This window comes from Clostridium aromativorans (assembly GCF_020908015.1).
Classification (GTDB): domain Bacteria; phylum Bacillota; class Clostridia; order Clostridiales; family Clostridiaceae; genus Clostridium_B; species Clostridium_B aromativorans.
In genome coordinates, this window is the sequence record NZ_JAJJPB010000001.1 from 202,568 (window position 1) to 225,092 (window position 22,525).

Annotated in this window: 23 protein-coding genes and 1 pseudogene; 6 read left to right on the forward strand and 18 right to left on the reverse strand. The window is 36.4% G+C overall.

The genetic code is table 11. The features are described from left to right. Window positions 1-63: 63 nt before the first annotated feature. The 9 genes from LN736_RS00950 to LN736_RS00990 all read right to left on the reverse strand — a co-directional run bounded on the left by LN736_RS00950 (window position 64) and on the right by LN736_RS00990 (window position 9,656). Complete coding sequence (locus LN736_RS00950; protein WP_150356871.1) at window positions 64-1,554, reverse strand: aldehyde dehydrogenase family protein; 1,491 nt, start codon at window positions 1,552-1,554, stop codon at window positions 64-66. 86 nt (window positions 1,555-1,640) lie between these two features. Further along, the gene (locus tag LN736_RS00955; RefSeq protein WP_150356872.1) at window positions 1,641-1,946 is read right to left on the reverse strand and encodes a BMC domain-containing protein; all 306 of its coding nucleotides are present in this window, start codon (window positions 1,944-1,946) and stop codon (window positions 1,641-1,643) included. A 27-nt stretch (window positions 1,947-1,973) separates the two neighbouring features. Then, entirely contained in the window at window positions 1,974-2,270 is a 297-nt protein-coding gene (locus tag LN736_RS00960; protein ID WP_150356873.1) for a BMC domain-containing protein, read from the reverse strand. Window positions 2,271-2,301: 31 nt separating this feature from the next. Then, on the reverse strand, window positions 2,302-2,571 hold the full coding sequence (locus LN736_RS00965) for a hypothetical protein (RefSeq protein ID WP_150356874.1): 270 nt from the start codon (window positions 2,569-2,571) through the stop codon (window positions 2,302-2,304). 1 nt (window position 2,572) lies between these two features. Continuing rightward, window positions 2,573-3,664: a hypothetical protein gene (locus LN736_RS00970; RefSeq protein ID WP_150356875.1), complete on the reverse strand. Its 1,092-nt coding sequence runs from the start codon at window positions 3,662-3,664 to the stop codon at window positions 2,573-2,575. Window positions 3,665-3,954: 290 nt separating this feature from the next. Beyond that, window positions 3,955-5,154 (reverse strand): FprA family A-type flavoprotein, encoded by a 1,200-nt coding sequence (locus tag LN736_RS00975; protein ID WP_150356876.1) that lies wholly within the window; start codon window positions 5,152-5,154, stop codon window positions 3,955-3,957. A 37-nt stretch (window positions 5,155-5,191) separates the two neighbouring features. Beyond that, window positions 5,192-7,099, reverse strand: coding sequence for an acyl-CoA dehydrogenase family protein (locus LN736_RS00980; RefSeq protein WP_150356877.1), 1,908 nt, complete (start codon window positions 7,097-7,099; stop codon window positions 5,192-5,194). 340 nt (window positions 7,100-7,439) lie between these two features. Continuing rightward, entirely contained in the window at window positions 7,440-8,639 is a 1,200-nt protein-coding gene (locus tag LN736_RS00985) for an FprA family A-type flavoprotein (protein ID WP_150356878.1), read from the reverse strand. Between the two features lie 390 nt (window positions 8,640-9,029). Then, window positions 9,030-9,656 carry a flavodoxin family protein gene (locus LN736_RS00990; RefSeq protein ID WP_150356879.1) on the reverse strand — a complete coding sequence of 209 codons (627 nt, stop codon included), beginning with the start codon at window positions 9,654-9,656 and terminating at the stop codon, window positions 9,030-9,032. A gap of 216 nt (window positions 9,657-9,872) precedes the next feature. On the opposite strand from LN736_RS00990, the gene LN736_RS00995 reads away from it, so the two are divergent. Then, window positions 9,873-10,292, forward strand: coding sequence for a MerR family transcriptional regulator (locus LN736_RS00995; RefSeq protein WP_150356880.1), 420 nt, complete (start codon window positions 9,873-9,875; stop codon window positions 10,290-10,292). Window positions 10,293-10,315: 23 nt separating this feature from the next. Here LN736_RS00995 and LN736_RS01000 read toward each other — a convergent pair whose 3' ends face one another. Together LN736_RS01000 and LN736_RS01005 are read right to left on the reverse strand one after the other, a co-directional pair. Further along, window positions 10,316-11,041 (reverse strand): DUF1287 domain-containing protein, encoded by a 726-nt coding sequence (locus LN736_RS01000; RefSeq protein WP_150356881.1) that lies wholly within the window; start codon window positions 11,039-11,041, stop codon window positions 10,316-10,318. Beyond that, entirely contained in the window at window positions 11,038-11,412 is a 375-nt protein-coding gene (locus LN736_RS01005; RefSeq protein ID WP_179977938.1) for a MerR family transcriptional regulator, read from the reverse strand. Before LN736_RS01005 ends, LN736_RS01000 begins: the two co-directional genes overlap by 4 nt. A gap of 81 nt (window positions 11,413-11,493) precedes the next feature. Between LN736_RS01005 and LN736_RS01010 the strand changes: the two genes are divergently transcribed. Continuing rightward, a complete protein-coding gene (locus LN736_RS01010) occupies window positions 11,494-11,868 on the forward strand; it encodes a carboxymuconolactone decarboxylase family protein (protein ID WP_179977939.1) in 375 nt (124 codons plus the stop codon). Between the two features lie 65 nt (window positions 11,869-11,933). Here the strand turns inward: LN736_RS01010 and LN736_RS01015 are convergent, their stop codons facing one another. The 4 genes from LN736_RS01015 to LN736_RS01030 form a co-directional block, all read right to left on the reverse strand. Next, window positions 11,934-13,463, reverse strand: a complete 1,530-nt coding sequence (locus LN736_RS01015) for a methyl-accepting chemotaxis protein (protein WP_229980453.1) — start codon at window positions 13,461-13,463, stop codon at window positions 11,934-11,936. 561 nt (window positions 13,464-14,024) lie between these two features. Continuing rightward, window positions 14,025-14,873: a DUF1129 family protein gene (locus LN736_RS01020; RefSeq protein ID WP_179977941.1), complete on the reverse strand. Its 849-nt coding sequence runs from the start codon at window positions 14,871-14,873 to the stop codon at window positions 14,025-14,027. Next, entirely contained in the window at window positions 14,866-15,204 is a 339-nt protein-coding gene (locus LN736_RS01025; protein ID WP_179977942.1) for a PadR family transcriptional regulator, read from the reverse strand. Before LN736_RS01025 ends, LN736_RS01020 begins: the two co-directional genes overlap by 8 nt. Before the next feature lie 185 nt (window positions 15,205-15,389). Further along, complete coding sequence (locus LN736_RS01030) at window positions 15,390-16,631, reverse strand: APC family permease (RefSeq protein WP_229980455.1); 1,242 nt, start codon at window positions 16,629-16,631, stop codon at window positions 15,390-15,392. A gap of 224 nt (window positions 16,632-16,855) precedes the next feature. Here LN736_RS01030 and LN736_RS01035 point away from each other — a divergent pair, with 224 nt between their 5' ends. Next, window positions 16,856-17,731, forward strand: coding sequence for a LysR family transcriptional regulator (locus LN736_RS01035; protein ID WP_229980457.1), 876 nt, complete (start codon window positions 16,856-16,858; stop codon window positions 17,729-17,731). A gap of 97 nt (window positions 17,732-17,828) precedes the next feature. Here the strand turns inward: LN736_RS01035 and fumC are convergent, their stop codons facing one another. Continuing rightward, a complete protein-coding gene (fumC, locus tag LN736_RS01040; RefSeq protein ID WP_229980459.1) occupies window positions 17,829-19,193 on the reverse strand; it encodes a class II fumarate hydratase in 1,365 nt (454 codons plus the stop codon). A gap of 607 nt (window positions 19,194-19,800) precedes the next feature. Here fumC and LN736_RS01045 point away from each other — a divergent pair. Further along, window positions 19,801-20,721, forward strand: a complete 921-nt coding sequence (locus LN736_RS01045) for a carbon-nitrogen hydrolase family protein (protein WP_229980461.1) — start codon at window positions 19,801-19,803, stop codon at window positions 20,719-20,721. A gap of 233 nt (window positions 20,722-20,954) precedes the next feature. On the opposite strand, the pseudogene LN736_RS01050 reads toward LN736_RS01045, so the two are convergent. Both LN736_RS01050 and LN736_RS01055 read right to left on the reverse strand, forming a co-directional pair. Beyond that, window positions 20,955-21,185: pseudogene (locus LN736_RS01050) on the reverse strand (hypothetical protein); the annotation flags it as partial. Window positions 21,186-21,218: 33 nt separating this feature from the next. Beyond that, window positions 21,219-21,422 (reverse strand): helix-turn-helix transcriptional regulator, encoded by a 204-nt coding sequence (locus tag LN736_RS01055; RefSeq protein WP_150356578.1) that lies wholly within the window; start codon window positions 21,420-21,422, stop codon window positions 21,219-21,221. Between the two features lie 118 nt (window positions 21,423-21,540). Here LN736_RS01055 and LN736_RS18870 point away from each other — a divergent pair, with 118 nt between their 5' ends. Continuing rightward, on the forward strand, window positions 21,541-21,675 hold the full coding sequence (locus LN736_RS18870) for a hypothetical protein (protein WP_268253718.1): 135 nt from the start codon (window positions 21,541-21,543) through the stop codon (window positions 21,673-21,675). Between the two features lie 291 nt (window positions 21,676-21,966). Then, a complete protein-coding gene (locus LN736_RS01060) occupies window positions 21,967-22,386 on the forward strand; it encodes a winged helix-turn-helix transcriptional regulator (RefSeq protein WP_150356577.1) in 420 nt (139 codons plus the stop codon). Window positions 22,387-22,525: the final 139 nt, after the last annotated feature.

Sequence of the window (22,525 nt, forward strand, 5' to 3'; positions counted from 1 at the left end):
TAATTATTTCAGATTCAGTTATCTGATTTTTCCATCTGTAGTTTATATACATCTGTCTATGCATTACTTAATCTCTTCTATAGCTTTTTTTAAAATGTGCTGAAGCATCTGTACATCCTCCGGATTATAATCCAGGGGTCTTGCTTCATTACCCATACAGGTTTTTCCTTCTGGTATCACTCTGCCAGTAACTTCTCCTACTTTTCTTACACCATAACCGACTTTGCGGATATAGATGAGATTCATCGGTGAAACATTATCAGAAGTCATGCCCTTACCCATGGATCCGCTGCCCAGAGTCAAAGCAGGAAACAAATTAGTTGTAACACCCATGCTGCCAAAGGAAGCAGGCGTATTAACAAGTATCCTTCCCACCGGCTTTTTCAATGCAAACTGTCTAATTACTTCTTCATTTTTTGAGTGTATAACAAGAGTATGTCCATGTCTTTCGCTGAGAAGCAGTTCAATACATTTTTCACAGGCATGCATCCAATCATCCTCAATATAATAAGCTAGTACAGGACAAAGTTTTTCTCTTGAATAAGGGTTGTTCTCGGAAACATATTTCTGTTCCGAGATCAATACCTTCACACTACTTGGAACACAAAAGCCTGCCTTCTTAGCTAATTTTTGTGCTGATTTTCCTACTATTTCTGTATCCATACTCCCATCGTATCTAAAAAAAATAGAACCAAGTTTTTGTGTTTCTTCTTCTGTCATAAAATACCCGCCGTTATTCTGAAATTCATGCTTAACATCAGCTGCAATACAGCTATCCACAACAACTGATTGTTCTGCCGCAGACACTATTCCATTGTCAAAAGTCTTGCTGGCAATAATATCTCTCACCGCCTGTTTAATATCAGCTGTACGCTCAATAAACGCCGGCCCATTGCCGGTTCCTCCGTAGATAACAGGCTTTCCTGATGTATAAGCTGCCTTAAGCATTTTGGAAACGCCCGTATCCATAATCAATGACGTTGACTCATGATTCATCAATGCAATCGTCCCGCTGTGCGTCACAGTATGCAAATAGGCAAGTGCACCTTCCGGCAATCCATAACCCTCTGCTGCACGAATCATAATATCAAGCGTTTTACAAATTGTTTTTTTTGCTCTGGGGTGCGGAGAAAAAATAATTGCATTACCAGACTTGATTGCAATTAAAGCCTTGTAAATAGTGGTAGAAACTGGGCTAGTCGCGGGACATAATGCAATAATTACACCCATCGGCACCCCTACATCCATGGTCTTGTTCTGTTTATCCTCACCAATAATTCCCACACAACGCATTCCTCTAAGCCTAGCTGGCAGGCACTTACTGACAAATCGATTTTTTACATATTTATCCTGCCATTTACCATAATCAGTTTCATCTTGGGACATCACGGCAAGTTCACAGGCATGCTTTCCTATTTCTTCCGCTATACGCTCAACAATCTCATCCAGTTTTTCCTGAGGAAAAGCTGCCAGAAGTTTTTGTGCATCTCTTGCATTTTCCACAAGAATTCTAGATTCTTGTATGGAGAGCAAATCATTGTCAATAATATTCATTTCTGACTCTCCCTTTCATCATTTATTGACCAAATATCTTAATTTTGTGCCTTCTACATTTCATATAATGCAGCTATATCTTCCGCCTATTGAGGAAGCAAATTTTCAAGTGAATAACGTGCAATAATTTTTTCAAGATCTGGATGGGGACTTGCAATAACAACTGAACTATAGACTTCGGCATCCATATTTTCTACAGCTTTTACACCGGCCTCTACAGCTGTCTTACATGCCCCTACGTCTCCACGAACCAGCACGGAGATATAACCGGAAGCTACATTTTCATAACCAATCAATTCAACATCTGCAGCTTTACACATTGCATCTGCAGCTTCCAAAACAAAAACCAAACCGAATGTTTCTATTAGACCTAAAGCTATGCATTTATCCATCTGTATTCCCTTTCCCTCATTTTATTTTTATGCATCCACATCATGTACCGAAACAATATCCCCAACACCCTTAATGGGCCGCGGCATAACATTGTGTGCTGTCAATTTGCCTATTGCAGCGGCAGCGGCAGCTCCAGCTTCCACAGATGCTTTAACAGCAGCAACATCACCTTTTATCATAATTGTGACAAGAGTAGAGCCTATATTTTCATAGGATATGAGCTCAACATCAGCAGCTTTCAACATCTTATCTGCTGCTTCAACTGCAGGAACCATACCTATCGTTTCAACAAGCCCCAATGCTTCTTCTCCGTAATACCTCACTTCATAAACCCCCTCTTTCTATATCAAATTATCAACCCTTAATATATTTATTAATTGTAGCTGCACCCTCTTCAGGTGCTCTATAGTAAACTTTCAAAATACCTTCTTTGTCCATTTCAAATCTCGTTTCTTCAAGGAGTCCATTGGCTTCAGCAGTCATTAGTGCAAAGACTACAGCCTTCTTTTTAAGTGCTTTAAAATTGCCATACTCACTTTTTAAAGCCTCAATAACGTCTTCTGCACAAGCTTCTTTAACTGTCGTAAAATATTTTAAAATAGCATAGTTAAGCGGTTTTTTCATACTACTTAACCTCCTTTTTTCTGAATAAATCCATTGGGTTCATGGATATTACCAAAATACCAAATATCATCAATATAGCGGCAATCCAGGCAATAGGAGGTAATCCCCAACCTTCCATACCGCCAAATACACCAAGCACTATCCAGCAGCAGAAAGGTCCCCAAAATGAATAAGTACCATTACAAGCCATGCCAAGAGCAGCACCGCACATACTGTTGCCTCTATACCAGCACATGTATGATGCAAATGCACAAAGACCACTTAAGGCAAACCAAATCATGGCAGATCCGCTTGAAAAAGCCTGGCCAGCAAGATTAGCTGAAAGTTTAATATTACCTGCCATTGCAGCAAAAATAGGAAGCAATATAATCAAATTTGAGATACCTGATGTCACCTGACGAATAGTAATACCAATTTCACAGTCAATCATAGATGTACCATAACCAGCAACACAACCCTCAAATCCCCATCCAAGAGCAGCGATAAAAGCAATGCAAACACCTAAGAATGCACCCTTTGGTGCACTTCCGCCAATACTTGTGCTGCCAATCATAAAACTGGCAATAACACAAATAGCAATGCCCAGCATCATGCGTTTGTTTAATTCTTGTTTAAACAAAATTCTGCCTAAAATAGCACCAATAGCTGGACAAAGGGCAGTAATAGGAATGACAATTGAACCTGCCATTTGAAGGCCTACAACATAAGCCGTACTGGAAATAGGACCTCCTATAAGAGCAGCTAATATCATCACACGACCTGGAGTAGTGTTAAGACACCTAAAAAAATCCCCTATTTTACCTTTAATACTTGCATAAAGCAATGCCCAAACAGCACTGCAGGAATCATTCACTGCACTGCCAAGTGCACCTAGTAGATATGTAATGACGAAAGCAGATAAGCCTGCTGTATTAGCACCATACCAATCGCTCCAGATCCCCTTTGACATACCCAATGTTAAAAATGCTGAATAGAATCCATACATGACAGCTGAAAATAAAGCAATTGATATGCCTTTTTTAAAAAATTGTGATGATAGTTTCTTCTTGGCAGCAATTGCACGTACATTAGCCGCTTCTGTAACTTCGCACATAAATAAAACTCCCCTCTTTTAGAACTAAACTTTAGCGAAAACGTTTTTTCTTTTTAATGATATATTATATATTAATATTAACTTAATACATCAGCTTCTTCATGGCATAAAGTACAATATTTTACTGCATAATATCCTCTAGTTTTTTTGAATTTTTGTACTATATCTACTTTTTTGTATTAATAACATTTTTTTATCCCGGTATGCAGACATAAAAAATGCACCTTCAAATGTTATCTTATTATTTAACATTTGAGGTGCACTGTAAAATCACTGATATTTTTCTAAAATCATTTCATTGACTTGATAATACTGTCAGCAAGTTCATCCATTGAACCGGCATCGTCCTCTTTCATTCTGGAACTCAATGATATTTCATTATCCAAAATAGTCATCTCTTTCATCTCTTCCAGAAGTTTATGCATCAATTTACCCGACTGAGGAGCCCAAGAACCATTTTCTATAAGGGCAAAAGTACGCTTTTGAAGATTCAACGCCTTCATATGCATCAGGTAATCAAGCATTGGCGGATAAATTTTCAGATTGTAGGTTACACACGCAAGAACCACATGGCTGTATTTAAATGTCTCGGAAATTAAATAGGATACATGGGTTTTTGAAACATCATACATAACCACATTATTCATTCCCTTTTCCACTAATCTGGTTGCCAGATTATTTGCAGCAGATTCCGTATTGCCATACATCGTCGCATAAACTATCATCACACCTTTTTCTTCCGGTTCATAACGGCTCCATTTATCATATTTCTCAAGAAAATATCCCAGATTACTGCGCCATACCGGACCATGCAGTGGACAAATAGTTTTAATATCCAGCTTGCTGGCTTTCTTCAAAAGTGCCTGAACATGAGGTCCATACTTACCTACAATATTTGTATAATATCTCCTGGCATCATCAATCCAGTCCCTGTCAAAGTCCGTTTCATCATCAAACAGCTTTCCACCCAATGCGCCAAAGCTGCCAAATGCATCGGCAGAGAACAATACACCATTTGTAGCATCATAGGTAACCATGACTTCCGGCCAATGTACCATCGGGGCAGTTACAAACACCACTTTATGTTTTCCAAAGGACTTAGTGTCGCCTTCTTTAACTTTTTCCACTTTTTCATCTAAATTGAATCCAAACTGATTCATAAACATAAAAGCTTTTTCAGTGCATATAATCTTTACATCAGGATAGCGGAGAAGTATCTCTTCAATGCAGGCCGCATGATCCGGTTCCACGTGATTGATTACCATGTAATCTAAAGTTCTATTTTTAAGAACTGCTTTTATATTTTCAAGAAACTGGCGGCAGACTGCCCAATCCACTGTATCAAAGAGCACAGTCTTCTCATCCAAAAGCACATAGGAGTTATAGGAAACTCCCCTTGGAATTGGATGAATATTTTCAAATAAGGCAAGACGATTATCGTTCCCTCCAACCCAATAAAGATCTTCATCTACTTTTCTAACACAATACATGTATTTAATCCTCCCTATTTTGTTTATTAATTATAATTTAGCATTCTATAAATGCACCTTTTTCTTCACCACAAGCAGGACAAGTCCATTCCTCCGGTATATTTTCAAAAAGCGTTCCCGGGTTTATTTCACCCTCAGGGTCACCCACAGCTGGGTCATATTCGTAACCGCAGCCATTACAAACATAATGTTTCCAGTTTGGAACAACTTTCTTAGGAACTGCTCTCTTCATCTTCTTCATTGGCGGTGCCTCCTTTTTAGGCTGTCCATTATCCAGTGCAGCAGTAAGCAATGGCACAATTTCTACTAAGTCTCCGACTATACCATAATCAGCATTTTTAAAGATTTTGGCATTAGGATCTATATTTATGGCAACAATTGTAGAAGCATCCACTATGCCCTTTAAATGCTGACCCGCACCGGAAATACCGCAGGCAATATACAAATTTCCCTTGAATTTTTGACCGGACATACCAACAAAACGATTCAGTGGTACATACTTAAGGGTTTCAGCTACTGGACGTGAAGAACCTATAGCCGCACCTGCTTGTACTGCTAAATCTTCTATAAGCTTCATATTTTCTCTTTTACCTACACCCATGCCTATACTTACTACTCTTTCTGCTTTATTTATAGGAGTATCTATTGGAATTCCAACTGTAAAATCATATCCATCTTCCTTAAGAGCTTTTACGAGTGCATCAACTTTTTCCTTGGAAGTTCCCTTGTTAAAAACAATTTTCTTACGATAACCCGTAGCTGGTCCATGCTGAGAAGTTTTAATTCCAGATTGGCCTTTAGGAGCTTTACCAACAATATGAGCGGCAATAACCACACGCTGAATCTCATTGGTTCCTTCATATATAGTACAGATTTTGGCGTCTCTATAGGCGCGTTCAACCTCCATTCCTTTCATATAACCGCTTCCTCCAAATATTTGAAGGGCATCATTGACAATCTCAAGTGAAGCATCCGAAGCGTATTGTTTTGCCATAGCAGCCTCCACACTGTAACGTTCATGGTTTCCCTTCAGCTCTGCCGCACTGTAAATAAGCAGTCTGGAAGCTCTAAGCTTCGTAGCCATATCCGCCAGTTTAAAAGCAATGACCTGCTGTCGACAGATTGGTTTCCCAAACTGTATTCTTTCTTTCGAGTACTCTAAGGCATTCTCATATGCTCCCTGTGCTATGCCGAGAGCTTGGGCTGCAATACCAATACGGCCTCCATCCAGAGTAGACATAGCGATCTTAAAGCCTTCACCCTCCTTACCTAAAAGATTTTCTTTAGGTACTTTTACATTATTAAAAACAAGTTCTGCAGTAGCTGAGGATCGAATACCCATCTTATCATAATGTTTTCCAAAACTAAAGCCTTCCCAGCCTTTCTCCACAATAAATGCACTTATACCGTGAGTACCTATATTTGGAGTAGTAACTGCAAAAACTATATAAACATCAGCTTTTCCTGCATTGGTTATAAATATCTTTTCACCATTTAAAATGTAGTGATCACCTTCCAATACAGCAGTAGTCTCTGTGCCGCCAGCATCACTACCTGCATTTTCCTCAGTCAAACCAAATGCACCAAGCTTTTCACCTTTAGCCAGCGGGACTAAGTATTTTTGCTTTTGTTCTTCAGTTCCATAGGCGGCAATTGGATATGTGCCCAAGGATGTATGGGCAGAAAGAATTACACCTACCCCGCCATCAATTCTTGACAACTCTTCTACAGCTATAGCATAACTGATTACATCCAATCCAGCTCCTCCATATTCTTTTGGATATGGAATACCCATAATTCCCATATCCGTCATTTTATGAACAATTTCATCTGGAAATTGATTCTCTTGATCCAGTGTGAATGCTATAGGTTTAACTTCCTCTTCAGCAAATTTTCTGATTTTCATTCTCAAATTTTCATGTTGTTCAGTAGTTTTAAAAAACATTTATGCCCCTCCCTTTTATTAAATAATATTACTTTAGTATCAATCTAAAACCTATACACTAATTATAGCCCTCAGCATTTTTCCTAACAATCTTAATTTTGACTCATTTTTCTCATAAATCTCCATTAAAATGGCAATAAATTTTATTCTACCTATCTGACACTTTTTATCTTCCTATTCCTTTTATTTTTAGAGTTTTGATATTATTTAAAAAAAATTGTTCATTAATAATTGTTCTGCAATAAATTTTATTTAAAACTACAGAAAATATTTCATAATTAAAATATTGATAATTTTTTCGCAATAATTTTCTTAATTGCACATTGATGTTCTTCTAAGATCATTTCATTGACCTGATAATACTGTCAGCAAGCTCATCCATTGAACCAGCATCATCCTCTTTCATTTTGGATCTCAATGACATCTCATCATCTAAAACAGTCATTTCCTTCATTTCATTTAAAAATTCCCGCATCAATTTACCCGACTGAGGAGCCCAGGAACCATTTTCTATAAGGGCAAAAGTACGCTTCTGAAGATTCAACGCCTTCATATGTTCCAGATAATCAAGCATTGGGGGGTAAATTTTCATGTTGTAGGTTACACACGCAAGAACCACATGGCTGTATTTAAATGTTTCGGAAATCAAATAGGATACATGGGTTTTTGAAACATCGTACATAACCACATTATTTATTCCCTTTTCCACTAATCTGGCTGCCAGATTATTTGCAGCGGACTCTGTATTGCCGTACATTGACGCATAAACTATCATTACACCTTTTTCTTCAGGTTCATAGCGGCTCCACTTATCATACTTTTCAAGAAAATATCCCAGATTGCTGCGCCATACCGGACCATGCAGCGGGCAAATAGTCTTAATATCCAACTTGCTGGTTTTCTTCAAAAGTGCCTGAACATTAAAACCATATTTGCCTACGATATTTGTATAATATCTTCTTGCGTCTTCAATCCAATCTCTGTCAAAGTTCACTTCATCATTAAATAATTTTCCACCTAGTGCTCCAAAGGTACCAAATGCATCGGCAGAAAATAATACACCATTTGTGGTATCATAGGTAACCATGACTTCCGGCCAATGTACCATCGGAGCAGTTACAAACATAACCTTGTGTTTTCCAAAGGATTTGGTGTCTCCCTCTTTAACCTCTTCTACTTTTCTGTCTGCAACAAAACCAAACTGCCTCATAAATACAGCAGCTTTTTTAGTACATATAATCTTTACATCAGGATAGCGGAGAATAACCTCTTCAATGCAAGCTGCATGATCCGGTTCCACGTGATTGACTACCATGTAATCTAAAGTCCTGTCTTTAAGAACTGCCTCTATGTTTTCAAGGAACTGGCGGCAAACCGCCCAATCCACTGTATCAAAGAGTACAGTTTTCTCATCCAAAAGCATATAGGAGTTATAGGAAATTCCTTCAGGAATTGGATGAACATTTTCAAATAGGGCAAGGCGATTATCATTTCCACCAACCCAATAGATATCTTTGTCTACTTTTCTAACACAATACATGTATCTAATCCTCCCTGTTATGTTTATTGATCAAAAGGCCACTGCTACCACGCCCAATCTTTTCAAAGTGTGGATGTGATAAGCACTATTGTGCCCCCTGGATACTTTGCTAAAATATAAAGTTCAAAGTGTAAATTTCAAAGAACAAATGATGTAAAATGCAGGACTTCCAAATACACTTTTTTTTCGTATATTGTATCTTTTTTACTATTAATTTTAGTATACTATAAAATACAAGCAAATTGAACTAAAGTAATAGAATTTTCACCTTTATGTTGTGATCCTTAAAATCATTGACCTAATTAAAAACAAAACAGCAGGCTCAATTTATCCCGCTGTTTGTCATTAATCTGTACTTCTATTTTATTACCAACTATATCCTTTCATAATTTACCTAATAAAATTTGTCATGATATGATCTTCATCATCAGGTGGAGAAAATTTCTCCTTTCCATCATGAATTACTTTGAGAAGCCATGCCATGGCCCTTGCGTTTTTGCGAAGTGTCTGTATTCCCTCGCCATCCTGCATAACCTCACCTTTATTCATACCATAGGCTGAGGTCCAATATTGAGATGGTGGTAAAATTGTTTCCGCCAGATTGAGATAGTTATTTAACTGATGTACTACATCCACACCTCCTGCACGCCTTACCACAGAAATAGAAGTTGCCACTTTAAATTTAAAATAACCTGAACTTGTAAAGAATACTCTATCCAAAAAAGATTTCATGGTTCCTGCAATTCCGGCATAATAGGTAGGTGATGCCAGAATAAATCCATCTGCCTCTCTCATTTTCTCTGCTGCTTCATTGACAATATCATCTTTAAAAACACATCTGTTTTTCTCGGAAGTTACACAGTATCCACATGCTGTACATCCATGGATATTTAAATGTCCAATCTGAATAATCTCAACATCTATATTTTGATTTCGCAATTCATCTGCCATTACCTTTAAAGCTTGACTTGTATTTCCATCCTTCCGCGGACTTCCGTTAATTGCTATAACTTTCATAATCTATAACCTTCTTTCAAATATTCATTACTATAACTATAAACCTTTTAGATAGCTGTAAGTCAATAGTATATAACAAAAAATTTATTTATCCGAAGACTGCCATTTGCTAATACCCCCACTCCTTAAAAGGAGATAATGCCTTTCTTGCATTTGCCTTAGAGTTAACTGTAAGATGTATAATAATAAGATAAAACATGATTTGAGGTGATTAATTTGGAATACACTATTTCCCAGGCAGCCAAAAAAATGAACTTAACCACATATACACTAAGATATTATGATCGGGAAGGATTGCTGCCTTCCATCAGAAGAAACAAATGGGGAAACCGTATTTTCACTCAGGATGACCTGGAAATGCTTTCTATAGTCTGTTGTTTGAAAAATACGGGAATGAGCATAAAAGATATAAAACAGTTTACAGACTGGCAGAATCAGGGGAATTATACACTACATGCCCGCAATGACATGCTCCTAAGGCACAGAGAAAATGTGCTAAAGCAAATAGACTCTTTAAAGAAAAATCTACGTTTAATTGACCATAAACTCAGCTATTATCATGATGCCTGCAGTGCTTATGATTCTGACCTGCCTGTTCCCCACTGCTGCGGTTATTCAAAAAAAGATCTGGATTAAAATAGTCCTCTTTCTCACATAACTTATTTAGGAAATCTAAAATGACCTGTTATTCTAGGCATCCAGTACATGATTTCATTACCTTCTCTGGCATAGGGCGGTGCACTGTGTATTATATATGGAATACCGTCTGCCCTTCTCTTGTCGGAAACTACAGCTATGTGTTCGCTATTGTCAAAAGTCAGGATATCGCCCGGCTGCCACTGTTTCAGATTTTCAAAATCATTGGGTTTCAGCTGAGTAGTGATACTGGCTGCATGGTTCTTAAAATAAATATAGAGAACGGACACCCTCCTAAAATCTATATTCGGATCAATTCTTTTAAGAACACCTGCATAATTACTAGGATTATTTTTTATGTCCTCATCCACCATATCCTTAAGATTATACCCTGCATTCTTAAAAGCCCTCCAGACCAGGTCAGTACACACACCTTCATTTTCCGAAGGGTATCCGCCTACATAATACCCGCTTTTATATTTTACTTTTTTACGGGCTTCTTTTCTTGCTCCAAGAAGTATATCTTCCTGATCCCTTATGCCATCTCCGTCTTTATCCGAATTCTCAAATACTATTGTTTTCTTTAGTTTTTCATCAATTGTATCATGCTTTTTTTCATCAACCGTATTTTTGCTCTGTACCTTTGCTGTATTTTTATCGTGAAATATATTTCTATGTGTAAAAAGTTCAAACCCTGCAGCAGTCAAACAAATCAAACACAAAAACACTATAAAAAACTTTTTCCTCATTTATTGACCTCTTGCTCCTTAATCTTTTTCTTATAAATACCAATTTTTTGTTTCATATGCAATATATTGTCTTCTATATTATTTTTTTGCTCATATAATCTGTTCATTTGCTTTTCCAATAATTCCAGACGCTCTTTTAAAGTACTATCACCTTTATACCTTAACTCAGAGTAATGTTGAATTTGTTTAATTGGCATATTCGTTTCTTTTAACCTAAATATAAAATTGAGCCATGATATATCTCTTTCACAATATATCCGCCTATTGATTTTATCTCGCACCGGATGAATCAAACCAATTTTTTCATAATAGCGTAATGTGTCTATGCTCAATCCCATCTTTTTAGAAAATTCTCCAATATGATAATTCAAAATATATTCATCTCCCTATTGACATAGAGTTAACTCCAGCATGTATTATAATGTTATCAAATATAAGGAGGCAATGCAATCATGAAAAGTCGTTATGAATTAGGAGTAAACAAGTTAAAAGAAGTTGATGGAACAGGAGGCACAGAAGTAGTAGAATCACTTAAAGATATTGCCCCGGATCTGGGAAAATATATTATTGAGTTTGCTTTTGGCGATATTTACACCAGGCCACCACTGGATTTAAAGCAGAGAGAACTGGTCACCTTATCAGCACTTACTGCACTAGGTGGATGTGAAGAACAGCTGAAAGTCCACATCAACGGAGCATTGAATGTTGGAATATCAAATGAAAAAATAATTGAAGTTTTTATACAGTGTATACCATATTTAGGTTTTCCAAAAGTGTTAAATGCCGTTTCAGTTGCAAAAGATGTTTTCCTAAGTAGAAATTTATAAAATAATTATTGAGCACCGTACTATTCATACCTGAATTCTACGGTGCTGTTGCTTCCATGATATTTCTATATGTCAATTTTAAAATCTGCCCCTATAACTCCAACTATACTGTCCTTCAAATCACGTATAGGCATGGAAACTGTAACACAGGGGTTAGAATTGATGGCAGATATATAAACATCTGAAATGTATTTGCTGCCTTCCATGGCTTTTCTAAACCACAGCCTTTTGCCGGCATTTGCTATTCCATTGGGAGGATTGGAATAAATAAATTTTCCATTTATGTAGTTTGTCCAAATTGCTTCCAGATTTGAATGAGTTTCCAGGAATTCAGAGAGTATCTTCTTGTGCAGGGATTGTTCCAATTTCAAAAGTTCACGATTTGAAAGAAGATCTTTCTCAATATTCTCAATAATATCAGAACATTTGGATTTCACTACATCTGTATTGAGTTTATAAACATTGTCTTCAATTTTTTTAGAAAACTCATCCAAAGATGATAATGCCTCAAGCAAAAATCCTTTCATTTTCTGCAGATCCTGTATACTGTCATTTTGATTTTTGACAGAACTGTGCATTGTATTTACACTTGAATTGATATCATTAAAGTTCTGCTGTATTTCATTAAAATTTGAATTTATATTTTCTACAGAATTGTATTCTTTGTCGGTAAAATCCAATATTTTATTCACTGAAGTCAAGATATTCTGTACTGAACCATTCATTTTATTCAATATATTTCCTATATTTTCGGAATAAGCCACGCTTTTCTTGACATTTTCCATATTTGGAACTGCTGTCCGAATGACAATTTCAATCTGATTTTCGATTTTCTCTATAAGTCCCGCTATTTGTGAAACAGAGCTTTTGCTGTTTTCAGCCAGTACGGATATCTCTTTCGCAACTACACTAAACCCTTTCCCATACTCACCTGCCCGTGCAGCTTCAATAGAAGCATTTAAAGCCAGCATCGTAGTTTGTTCTGATATGCTGCGTACCGTATTTAGTATAGTGGATATTTTCAGCGAAATATCCTTCAGTTCATTAATTCTCTCCACTGTTTTGTCAGTAGATGTCTTTATCTCCTTAACACTGGCAACTATCTTCATTATATCTTCTGCACCATTTGTTATAATCTGCTGCGATTTATCCAGTGTCGAAGAAATATCATTTGAAGTGCTTTTTACATTTTCAAACAGTTTCATCACTTTTTTCATGTCATCCAGCATACCATTTACCCTACTGCAGCATACGTCATTTATTTCAGATAATTTTTCTGCTTCATTGTATAAAACTCCAGTAGATTGAGATGTATCCTCTATAGTTAGAGAAAGACTGTCTGATACAGAGTATATTTTGCTGAACAATGCCTCAAATTTAAAATCGTTTTTAATTGATTTCTTTCTGATGGAATCAATCATATTCATACATTTATTCTTTTCATGATTCATATCCATTTTCAAATAATATTTATCACTAAGCAGTCCGTTCAGTGCTCTTTCAATGGTCCCATTCTCTTTTCTTCTAATATACGAGAAAGCCAACCAACAGAGCAGAACACCAATAACCAGTCCCGCAAAAAAATAAATCAACACAATCATCTCCTCTAATATTACAAACATATTATTTTAATCAATTTCAAAATTTTAATTAATTTTTTGCTATTTTAATAATAATAGTAATAACTATTTACGTTATTGTCAATAAAAATTTCTTTCTGAGTCACTTGATAAGAGTGTTGATACTTATATATAATATTAAAGAAGGAATATTTAGGATGTCATCCCTGTATTCCTCAAGCCTTAAAATTATGACAAAATACATTATAGATAGATTTCTCCCTTATACAGGCCATTCTCCAGAGTATGTAAAGCTAACAGGAAAATAAACATACATAAAATGAGTTAAGAAAATCATAGTGCAGTTAATGTGCAATTGGGGAAATATTGAAATTATTATTAAAGTAGACACCTTACAATCAGGTGCCTACTTTAATATTTACTCTTGAGGTACATAATATTTTTATCTCGCTAAGGTTTTATCCCTTAGGACAAATATTATATACAATATTTGTTAAATATCAATGACATATTTGTAAATTTTATGGAAATAATCACCAGATCATAATTTCTTCCATAAATCTAACGGTAAGATGACTATTCTCTCTTTTCTCTAAGGCACAAATAAGTCAATACCCAGAAAAGAATGAACCCAACCCCAGTCAACACTGCTGCTGTAATTTTACCATCACCGCTTGACATCCAGTTTTCCGTCACGGGCAGCCTTGAAGCAATTCCAATAAGACCTAAGATCCATATGAAAGGCAGAAAAGGCCACCACATCCTTCCATCCTGCTTACTTCGGATAAATGCCAGAATAACACTGCCAATAAGCAAAATGGATATTATGAAAATTCCCAGAGAATTTGACAAATGTACAGTCAGCAGTGGTGGAATAAATATTTCAATCAATATAAATGAACCAATCATCAAAGAGAAGATGAGCCATGTAAACAGAAAGGAAGCAACCTTTCCTCTAATAACTTTTGTATAAATACTCTTGTGTATTATAAAAAATACAATTCCTACAAATAAAAAGCTCAGCAGGCCGTATATAATCAATACGAGAAGGTTTATTCCCTTATCCGGAGATGCCAATGCACTCAGCAGTTCAAAAAAGGAGCTTATGCCAAAAACCAGACCTACCAATTTCAATGTTTCTTTCCTGCTGGATTTACCAAGGTTCTGAATCAATTCATCCGCCGCCAGCTGGGGCCTTTTCCCAAAAAATTCTTCAGCAGATTGTCCATCCTCCTGGGCAGAAATTATATCCTGCAAAATCTGCAGTAATAAGTTTTCTATCTCATAATCGTCATAAAATAATCCGGCACTGCGGAGGTATACCAGAAGCTGTTCATAATACTCTCTATTCTCCTCCCTCAATTTTTCGCGTAACTGATTATTTTGTTCAACAATTTTGTTTACAGAATTATTTTGTTTATTCATCCAATTTTCCCCCTTTCAAACATATCAGATTATCAACTTTACACACCAAATCCTTCCATTGTTCAATAAAATCCCCGCAGTGGGTTTTTCCTTCCGGAGTTATACAATAATACCTCCTGTCAGGACCTTCCGGGGAAGGTTTTATTACACTGGAAAGATAACCTTGCTTTTCTAGCTTCTGCAGCAGCGGATATACGGTACCGGCAACTATTTCCTTAAATCCGTGTTTTCTTAACAGCTGAATCATCTCATACCCGTATACCTCATTTTCTAAAACAATCAAAAGCACGCATCCTTCAAGTACGCCTTTCAAGAGCTGAGTTTGCTTCAAATTATCCCTCCTGACCTCATCTATTATGCAATACATATTAGTGTCGATATTATTATACAATAATACATCTATTATGTAAAGCATAATAGATGTATTATATTGTCTCAATGAATGGATATTATGATCAAACACATCAGAAGCATTGGATATTCAATAGGTGCACCAATATAATCTAGAATCCTCAACTATACATTATGTGCGGTAATTTCCTCATTATTTTTAACTCTTCTATTATTATATACAGATAAAAGTATTACTGAAATCAAAAGTAAAAGACTCCATAAAGCTGCTTTAAACAACAATAGTACAAATGATATGATGAGTATGGAAATTGCAATTTTTAGTTTGATACCGTGCAGTAACTTGAATCCGGCAGCCAATCCGATTATTGCATTGGACAGGAAAAATACATTGGCACAGGTTATAATTTTATCCATATTTATAAGGTTTGCAGCAGACAGGGATAAAACTGCAAAATGTATGCATACAAGTGTTATGATAGCTTTAGTCGGGCTTTCATATCTGTTCATATATGACAGATATGCAGGCAGCTTATTGTTTGCTGCGCGCTGTGCACTCATTCTTGAAACTCCTCCAACTACCATAAGATAGGTGCACATACACAGTCCTGACGCAGCAATGGTGATTACAGGTAAAGAAAATGAACCAAACAGAGGTGTCATGATTGCCAGTATATCGTGATTACCGGCAGATACATTTTGTATGGAAAGGGCAACAATAATATACAAGCTGATAATGACTATTAAGCTCACAGTCATTGCTTCAATAAGCGTTTTTTTAGGATTTTTTATATCTTCAATATAGTTGCCTACAACTTCCCATCCTATGATTGCCCAAAATAAAAGCAAGAGAGTATATCCGAATTTGGAGATGGAAAAGGATGTCTGGTATACATGTATATCTGAAGCAAAAATCAACGTATACATACTTCCGCAAAACAATAATACTGCCGTAAATCCTGTTAAAACCAAGGTGAATTTTCCAAGAGCCTTTACACCATACATAAGAACCAGGGCACATATGATTTCCATTCCAAATGCAATGATCTCCACTTTTATATTTGAAAACAGACTAAAGTTTTTTAAAAAGTCTGCAGCTGTAATCAAAACTGCCGTAGGGCCAAAACAAACTGCGGCTGTGAGAAAATTTGAAGTCAGTTCTCGAAAAAAACCTCCAAAGGCATTTCCAACTGCAATTGCAACGCCTTCATTTCCAGGACTTTTCAGACTCAAGAATATAAAAACATAGGCAAATATAATGCCAAGCAGCATTATAATAATCCAGGCAGCTATCGCCCACCCCCCAACCAGCTTGTAGGCAATTGGCGGCAGCAGTATTATTCCTGATCCCAGTACCGAGCCTGCTATGAGGCCGGAAAGTGTTATTGTTCCAATATTTTTACTCATATTTTACATTTAGTGACAGGATGTAATAATAAAAATCAAGCCTTCACTAAACTTCACCTCCTATTTTTTCTTCAATCTTATTGCAGCCAGCTGTACTTTTTAAAAAATTTAATTAAAAAATTATTGAATTTTCGATAGATTTATATTATCATAAGATTAACTATTAATAAAATTGAATTATTTGAAAATACAATTCGATTTTGTTGAAGTTAAGGAGGTATACCATGGAGTTTAGAAATCTGATAACATTTTCGGAAATTGCCCATTTGAAAAGTTACACCAGAGCAGCAGAGGAATTGGGATATGCTCAGTCTACTATTACAACCCAGATTAAGCTTTTAGAGGAGGAGCTTGGTGTAAAATTGTTTGAAAAAATCGGAAGGAAAATACATCTTACTTTAAAAGGCGAAGTATTTCTCAAATATGCAGAAAATATAATAAGTCTTACAGAGGAAGCCAGAGAAGCAGTGGGCGGCGTAGATATTCCCCGTGGAATTTTAAGAATAGGAATTGTGGAGTCCCTGTGTACTATGAGGCTTCCAGAACTGCTTAAAAATTATCATATGAAATACCCTGAAGTGGAAATCATAATTAAAGTGGGAGTCTGCTCAGATTTGAGAAGTATGCTCAAAAACAATATAGTTGATCTGGCATTTATACTGGATAAAACAACTGCTGATCCAGATTTGATATGCTGTGTATCCTACAATGAACCCATGATATTTTTGACCTCTCCTGTAAATAGACTTGCCGGCAAAAAACAAGTTACAATGGAAGATATTAAAGATGAGCCTTTGATTGTAACGGAAAAGGGCTGCAGCTACAGAAATATCTTTGAGAAAATGTTTCAAAAATCAGGTCTGAAGCCCAATATAGCCTTGGAAGTCGGAAGTGTTGAAGCAATCAAAAGTTTTACCATGAGTAATCTGGGAATAACCCTGCTTCCCGTTATGACTGTAGAGAAAGAACTAAAAAGTAGACAGCTTGTTGGGTTTGATTTGGACGGATGTGAATTCAATATGGCCACACAAATACTATATCACAAGAACAAGTGTGTGACAGCTGCAATGAGGGCTTTTATATCAGAGGCCAGGGGCTAGAATTTCAAGAGAGGACTTATTTTGAATGTTAGATAAAAAAATATTACCTTGAGGAAAAGTATCCCATTCCTCAAGGCAATACATTCCCAGCAGATATTTAAACCATATTCTCTGGCTTGATAATATGGTCAAACTGTTCTTCTGTTAAATATCCCAGTTCTGCAGCTGCATCCTTCAAACGGATTCCTTTTTTATGGGCAAGCTTTGCAATCTCAGCAGATTTATCATAACCGATGTATGGATTAAGTGCAGTTACAAGCATCAAGGATTTATCCAGGTTTTCCTTCATTTTGTTCACATTAGGTTTTATTCCCGCTGCACAATTATTGTTAAAGGATATAATTACATCTGACAACAGCCTGACAGATTGTAAAAAGTTATATATGCACATGGGCATAAACACATTCAGCTGGAAATTTCCCTGTGAAGCACCAAAAGAAATTGCAGTATCGTTTGCCATCACCTGGCAGGCTACCATGGTAACAGCTTCGCACTGTGTCGGATTTACCTTTCCCGGCATTATAGAGCTTCCAGGTTCATTTTCAGGAATGGTTATCTCCCCAAGACCACACCTGGGACCGCTGGCATACCATCTGACATCGTTGGCAATTTTCATCAAATCCGCTGCCAGAGATTTCATGGCACCATGGGCATAGACCAGATCATCCCTGCTGGTTAAAGCATGAAACTTATTTTCAGCAGTGACAAAATTTGTGCCAAGATAATTGCTTATTTCCTCTGCTGCAATTTTACCAAAATCAGGAGGTGCATTGAGCCCAGTTCCCACAGCCGTTCCTCCCAGCGCCAATTCTCTCAGGCCTTCTATAGATTGTTTTATATTTTTCTCTCCCTTGATGAGCATCTGCTTCCATCCGCTTATTTCCTGAGAAAATGCTATGGGGACAGCATCCTGCAGATGGGTCCTTCCCGTCTTTATAACCCCCCTGTTTTCTGTTTCAAGATGCTCCATGGTACCTTTCAGTATATCTACTGCTGGAAGTAATTTATTCTCTATTTCCACTACGGCAGCTATATGCATGGCCGTTGGAAAGGTGTCATTTGAGCTTTGGGACATGTTTACATCATCATTGGGATGAATAAGCTTTTTACCCAATATCTGATTTGCCCGGTTGGCAATAACTTCATTTACATTCATGTTGCTCTGTGTCCCGCTGCCTGTCTGCCAGACCACCAGTGGAAAATTATCATCCAATTTGCCTTCATAAATTTCATCACAAACCTGTTGAATTACCTTCATTTTTTCATCATCAAGCTTGCCCAGCCTGTTATTTGCCTTTGCAGCTCCTTTTTTTAAAATACTGAATGCCCTGATCACCTCTATAGGCATCTTTTCTGTACCAATTTTAAAATTTTCAAAACTCCTCTGGGTTTGGGCACCCCATAATTTATCGGATAGGACTTTCACTTCTCCCATTGTGTCCTTTTCTATTCTATACTCCATAAAATACCTCCTGTTTATTTTTTATTAAATACAAAATGTACTGATTCGTAAAATAGAAACAGTGCGAATTATTTTTTTTTACAAATATTTTTGCATATATTTATATATAATTGAGTTAAACAAGCTCCTATTACTCCAAGTATAAAGTTATTAATTATATTATTTTTTAGTTTAACAATATCAAACCCTATAGTAAAAATCAAAAAGAATATTAAGAATATAATTAAAAAGTTGATTACTTGAAATAACTTACTACTTTTCATGTATCATCGCTCCCATTATTCATGATAATTCACCATTATGAATTACTCCCGCAAATAAATTTTTTCAGCTCCTTCAATGAAAATACCAGACTTATTTGCACTATAAAAGATTCGAGTTTTATTAATTGATACTGCAATTATACTATAGTATAATCAAAACATAAATCCTATCAAGTGATTCTTAGGTTCAGATGGAGTTTGCTTATAAGGAATACTTTTCTCCACCTGAACCCTAGCGGAACTTATCCAGACGCGTAGCAGTGCTTATCTCCCACTTTGAGAAGCTGGGAGTATTAGCAATGGTAGTGTTCGGATAAAAATATAGAGGAGGTTATGAAGTTATTATGAAAGATTTAAAAAAGAACTGTAAAGTTGCCCTTATACAGGCATCACCTGTTCTGTTTAATAAAAATGCAACTATCGACAAAGTTGTTCAGGAAATTCTTAAAGCTGGAAAACAAGGTGCCGATGTCATTGTATTTCCCGAATCCTTTGTTCCCTGCTATCCCTATGGAATGACTTTTGGCTTCACTGTAGGCAGCCGTATGGAAGAAGGCAGAAAGGACTGGAAAGTCTATTATGACAATTCCGTCATTGTACCAAGTGCCGACACAGACCGCATTGCCAGGGCAGCTGGTAAGGCACATGCCTATGTAAGTCTTGGCATTACAGAAAGGGATATCAATAATTGTACCCTCTATTGCACTAATCTGTTTTTCTCACCGGAGGGAAAGCTTGTGGACAGACATCGTAAATTAAAGCCAACCGGTGCGGAGCGCTTCATATGGGGTGACGGTAATAAAGGTGCCTTTCCCATCATCGATACTCCCTGGGGAAACATGGGCAGTTTAATCTGCTGGGAAAACTATATGCCTTTGGCACGTACAGCTCTTTATATGAAAGGAGTTACACTCTATCTTGCACCCAACACAAACAACAATGAAGAATGGCAGACTACAATACGCCATATAGCAATAGAAGGACACTGTTATGTAATTAATGTCAATCAATATGTAACAAAAGATATGTATCCTGATATTTTCCACTGTCCGAATGAAATGGCAAATTTGCCAGAAGCTGTTCTTACCGGCGGCAGCTGTATTGTGGATCCATTTGGGCACTATGTCAATGAACCTGTATGGGACAAAGAAGAAATCATTTACGCAGACATCGATATGAATCAGGTTCCGCTCAGCCGAATGGAATTTGATGGGACAGGTCATTATTCACGTCCAGATGTCTTGGAACTTGTTGTTCATGAATAACTTTTCCACAGGTCCAGAAATAATATAAGCATAGTGCTAAAATCGGTGCAGAAAAGCAAAATAAAACAGGCTCTACAATTTTTCAAAAGTCAGGGGGTGCACTGAGTCCTACCCATATAATCATCACTCTCAGTGCCAATTCCCTTAAAACTTCTATAGATTTTTTATATTTTCCTTTCTATCTTTCAATTACCTGCTTCTATTTGCCTATGAGAAAAATCTTTTCCAGAAAGCTAAAGATCATCTGGTTTGCTGATTTCCCTGCGGTGCTGAAGGTGAATACCTATATGTCCTATTTCCAAAATCACTGTGGAAATAAAAAGCCACATTACTTTACCATATACAGCAAGCAGCAAAAACGCAACAACAGGCAGTGTGGCACTTGCTGCAGGAATACCGAAAAAGCTGCTGTAAAAGTCGCCCAATGTCTTTTTGCTTTTAAAATATCTAACCCACCAGCAGTCCAATTACAGTCATGATATGATAAATGCTATTTTTCATTTTCCATCCTCCTCATAAATAAAAATATCTTCAATATTCATGTTAAAATATCTTGCTATTTTAAAGGCCAGTATTATCGACGGGTTATATCTGCCGTTTTCAAGAGAACCTATTGTCTGCCTCGATACTTCAAGAGCCGCCGCCAGATCTTCCTGTTTCAAATCATGCTGCTTTCGTATTTCTTCCAATCGATTTTTCACATTTTAATCCTCCTTATGGAAAGCAAGCTTTCCATATATCAAGTATATCAGATGGTGATAACTTAATCTATGGATACTTTAAAAATATATAAATTGTAAAATAAGAAATGGTGTATTTATGAAAAATGATATGAAAATCAACAGATATCTGAAAAAAGCAGAAGAGGCTTTTGAACAGAACAACCTGATTAAAGCGCTGAATCTATACAAGAGGGTTGATGAGGGACTTGAAAGAGTAAGACAATTGAGATAATATACAAGCAGCAGCTGTATTGTGGATCCGTTCGATCACTATGTCAATGAATCTGTATGAAACAAAGAAGAAATTATTTATGCAGACATTAATATGGATCAGGTTCCACTTAACCTTATGAAAAAGGCATTTTCCTTTTGCGACATATTAAATTAACCATTTAAGTTTTGAATAATAAAAATATCAATGTACCATCTGGGATAATAAGTACTATAATTAAAAAAGTGACAATTTTAGATTTCATATATTTTCATGTTATTTAATTTATTATCAGGAGAGGAGGGAAATAATATGACTGAAAAATATGGGGTTTATAATTTTGAGAATGACCCTTATAATTATGTTATAAAAACTTTTTGCAATAAATGGAAAACATATATTATAAGAGGTATATCCTATGATGGAACCACTCGGTTTAGCAGGTTTACAAAACAACTTCCTATATCTGAAAAAGTTCTCACGACAACGCTAAAGCAACTAGAAGCTGATGGGATAATCCAACGCACCGTTTACCCTGAAGTACCTGTTAGAGTCGAGTACAGTCTTACAGATATAGGAAAAAGCATACTGCCAATTTTAGATATACTTTATGATTGGGGATGGAAACGTATGAAAAACTTAGGAATTGAAATAGACCCTCTTGGTGAAATGTGGCATGGATATCGTGAGAAAGATAATTCAATAATGGACAATCCATTCAAAAAAAAATAATTTTTCAGATAAAAAGAAGCTGCATGCATTTAGACAATCGCATGTAGTTTTTTTATATATATGTCAAAAAGAAAGTAACTTTAATTTTTGTATATTACTGCAAATATTTTCTGCTTTCCGAAAAATTGTATGTACTTCA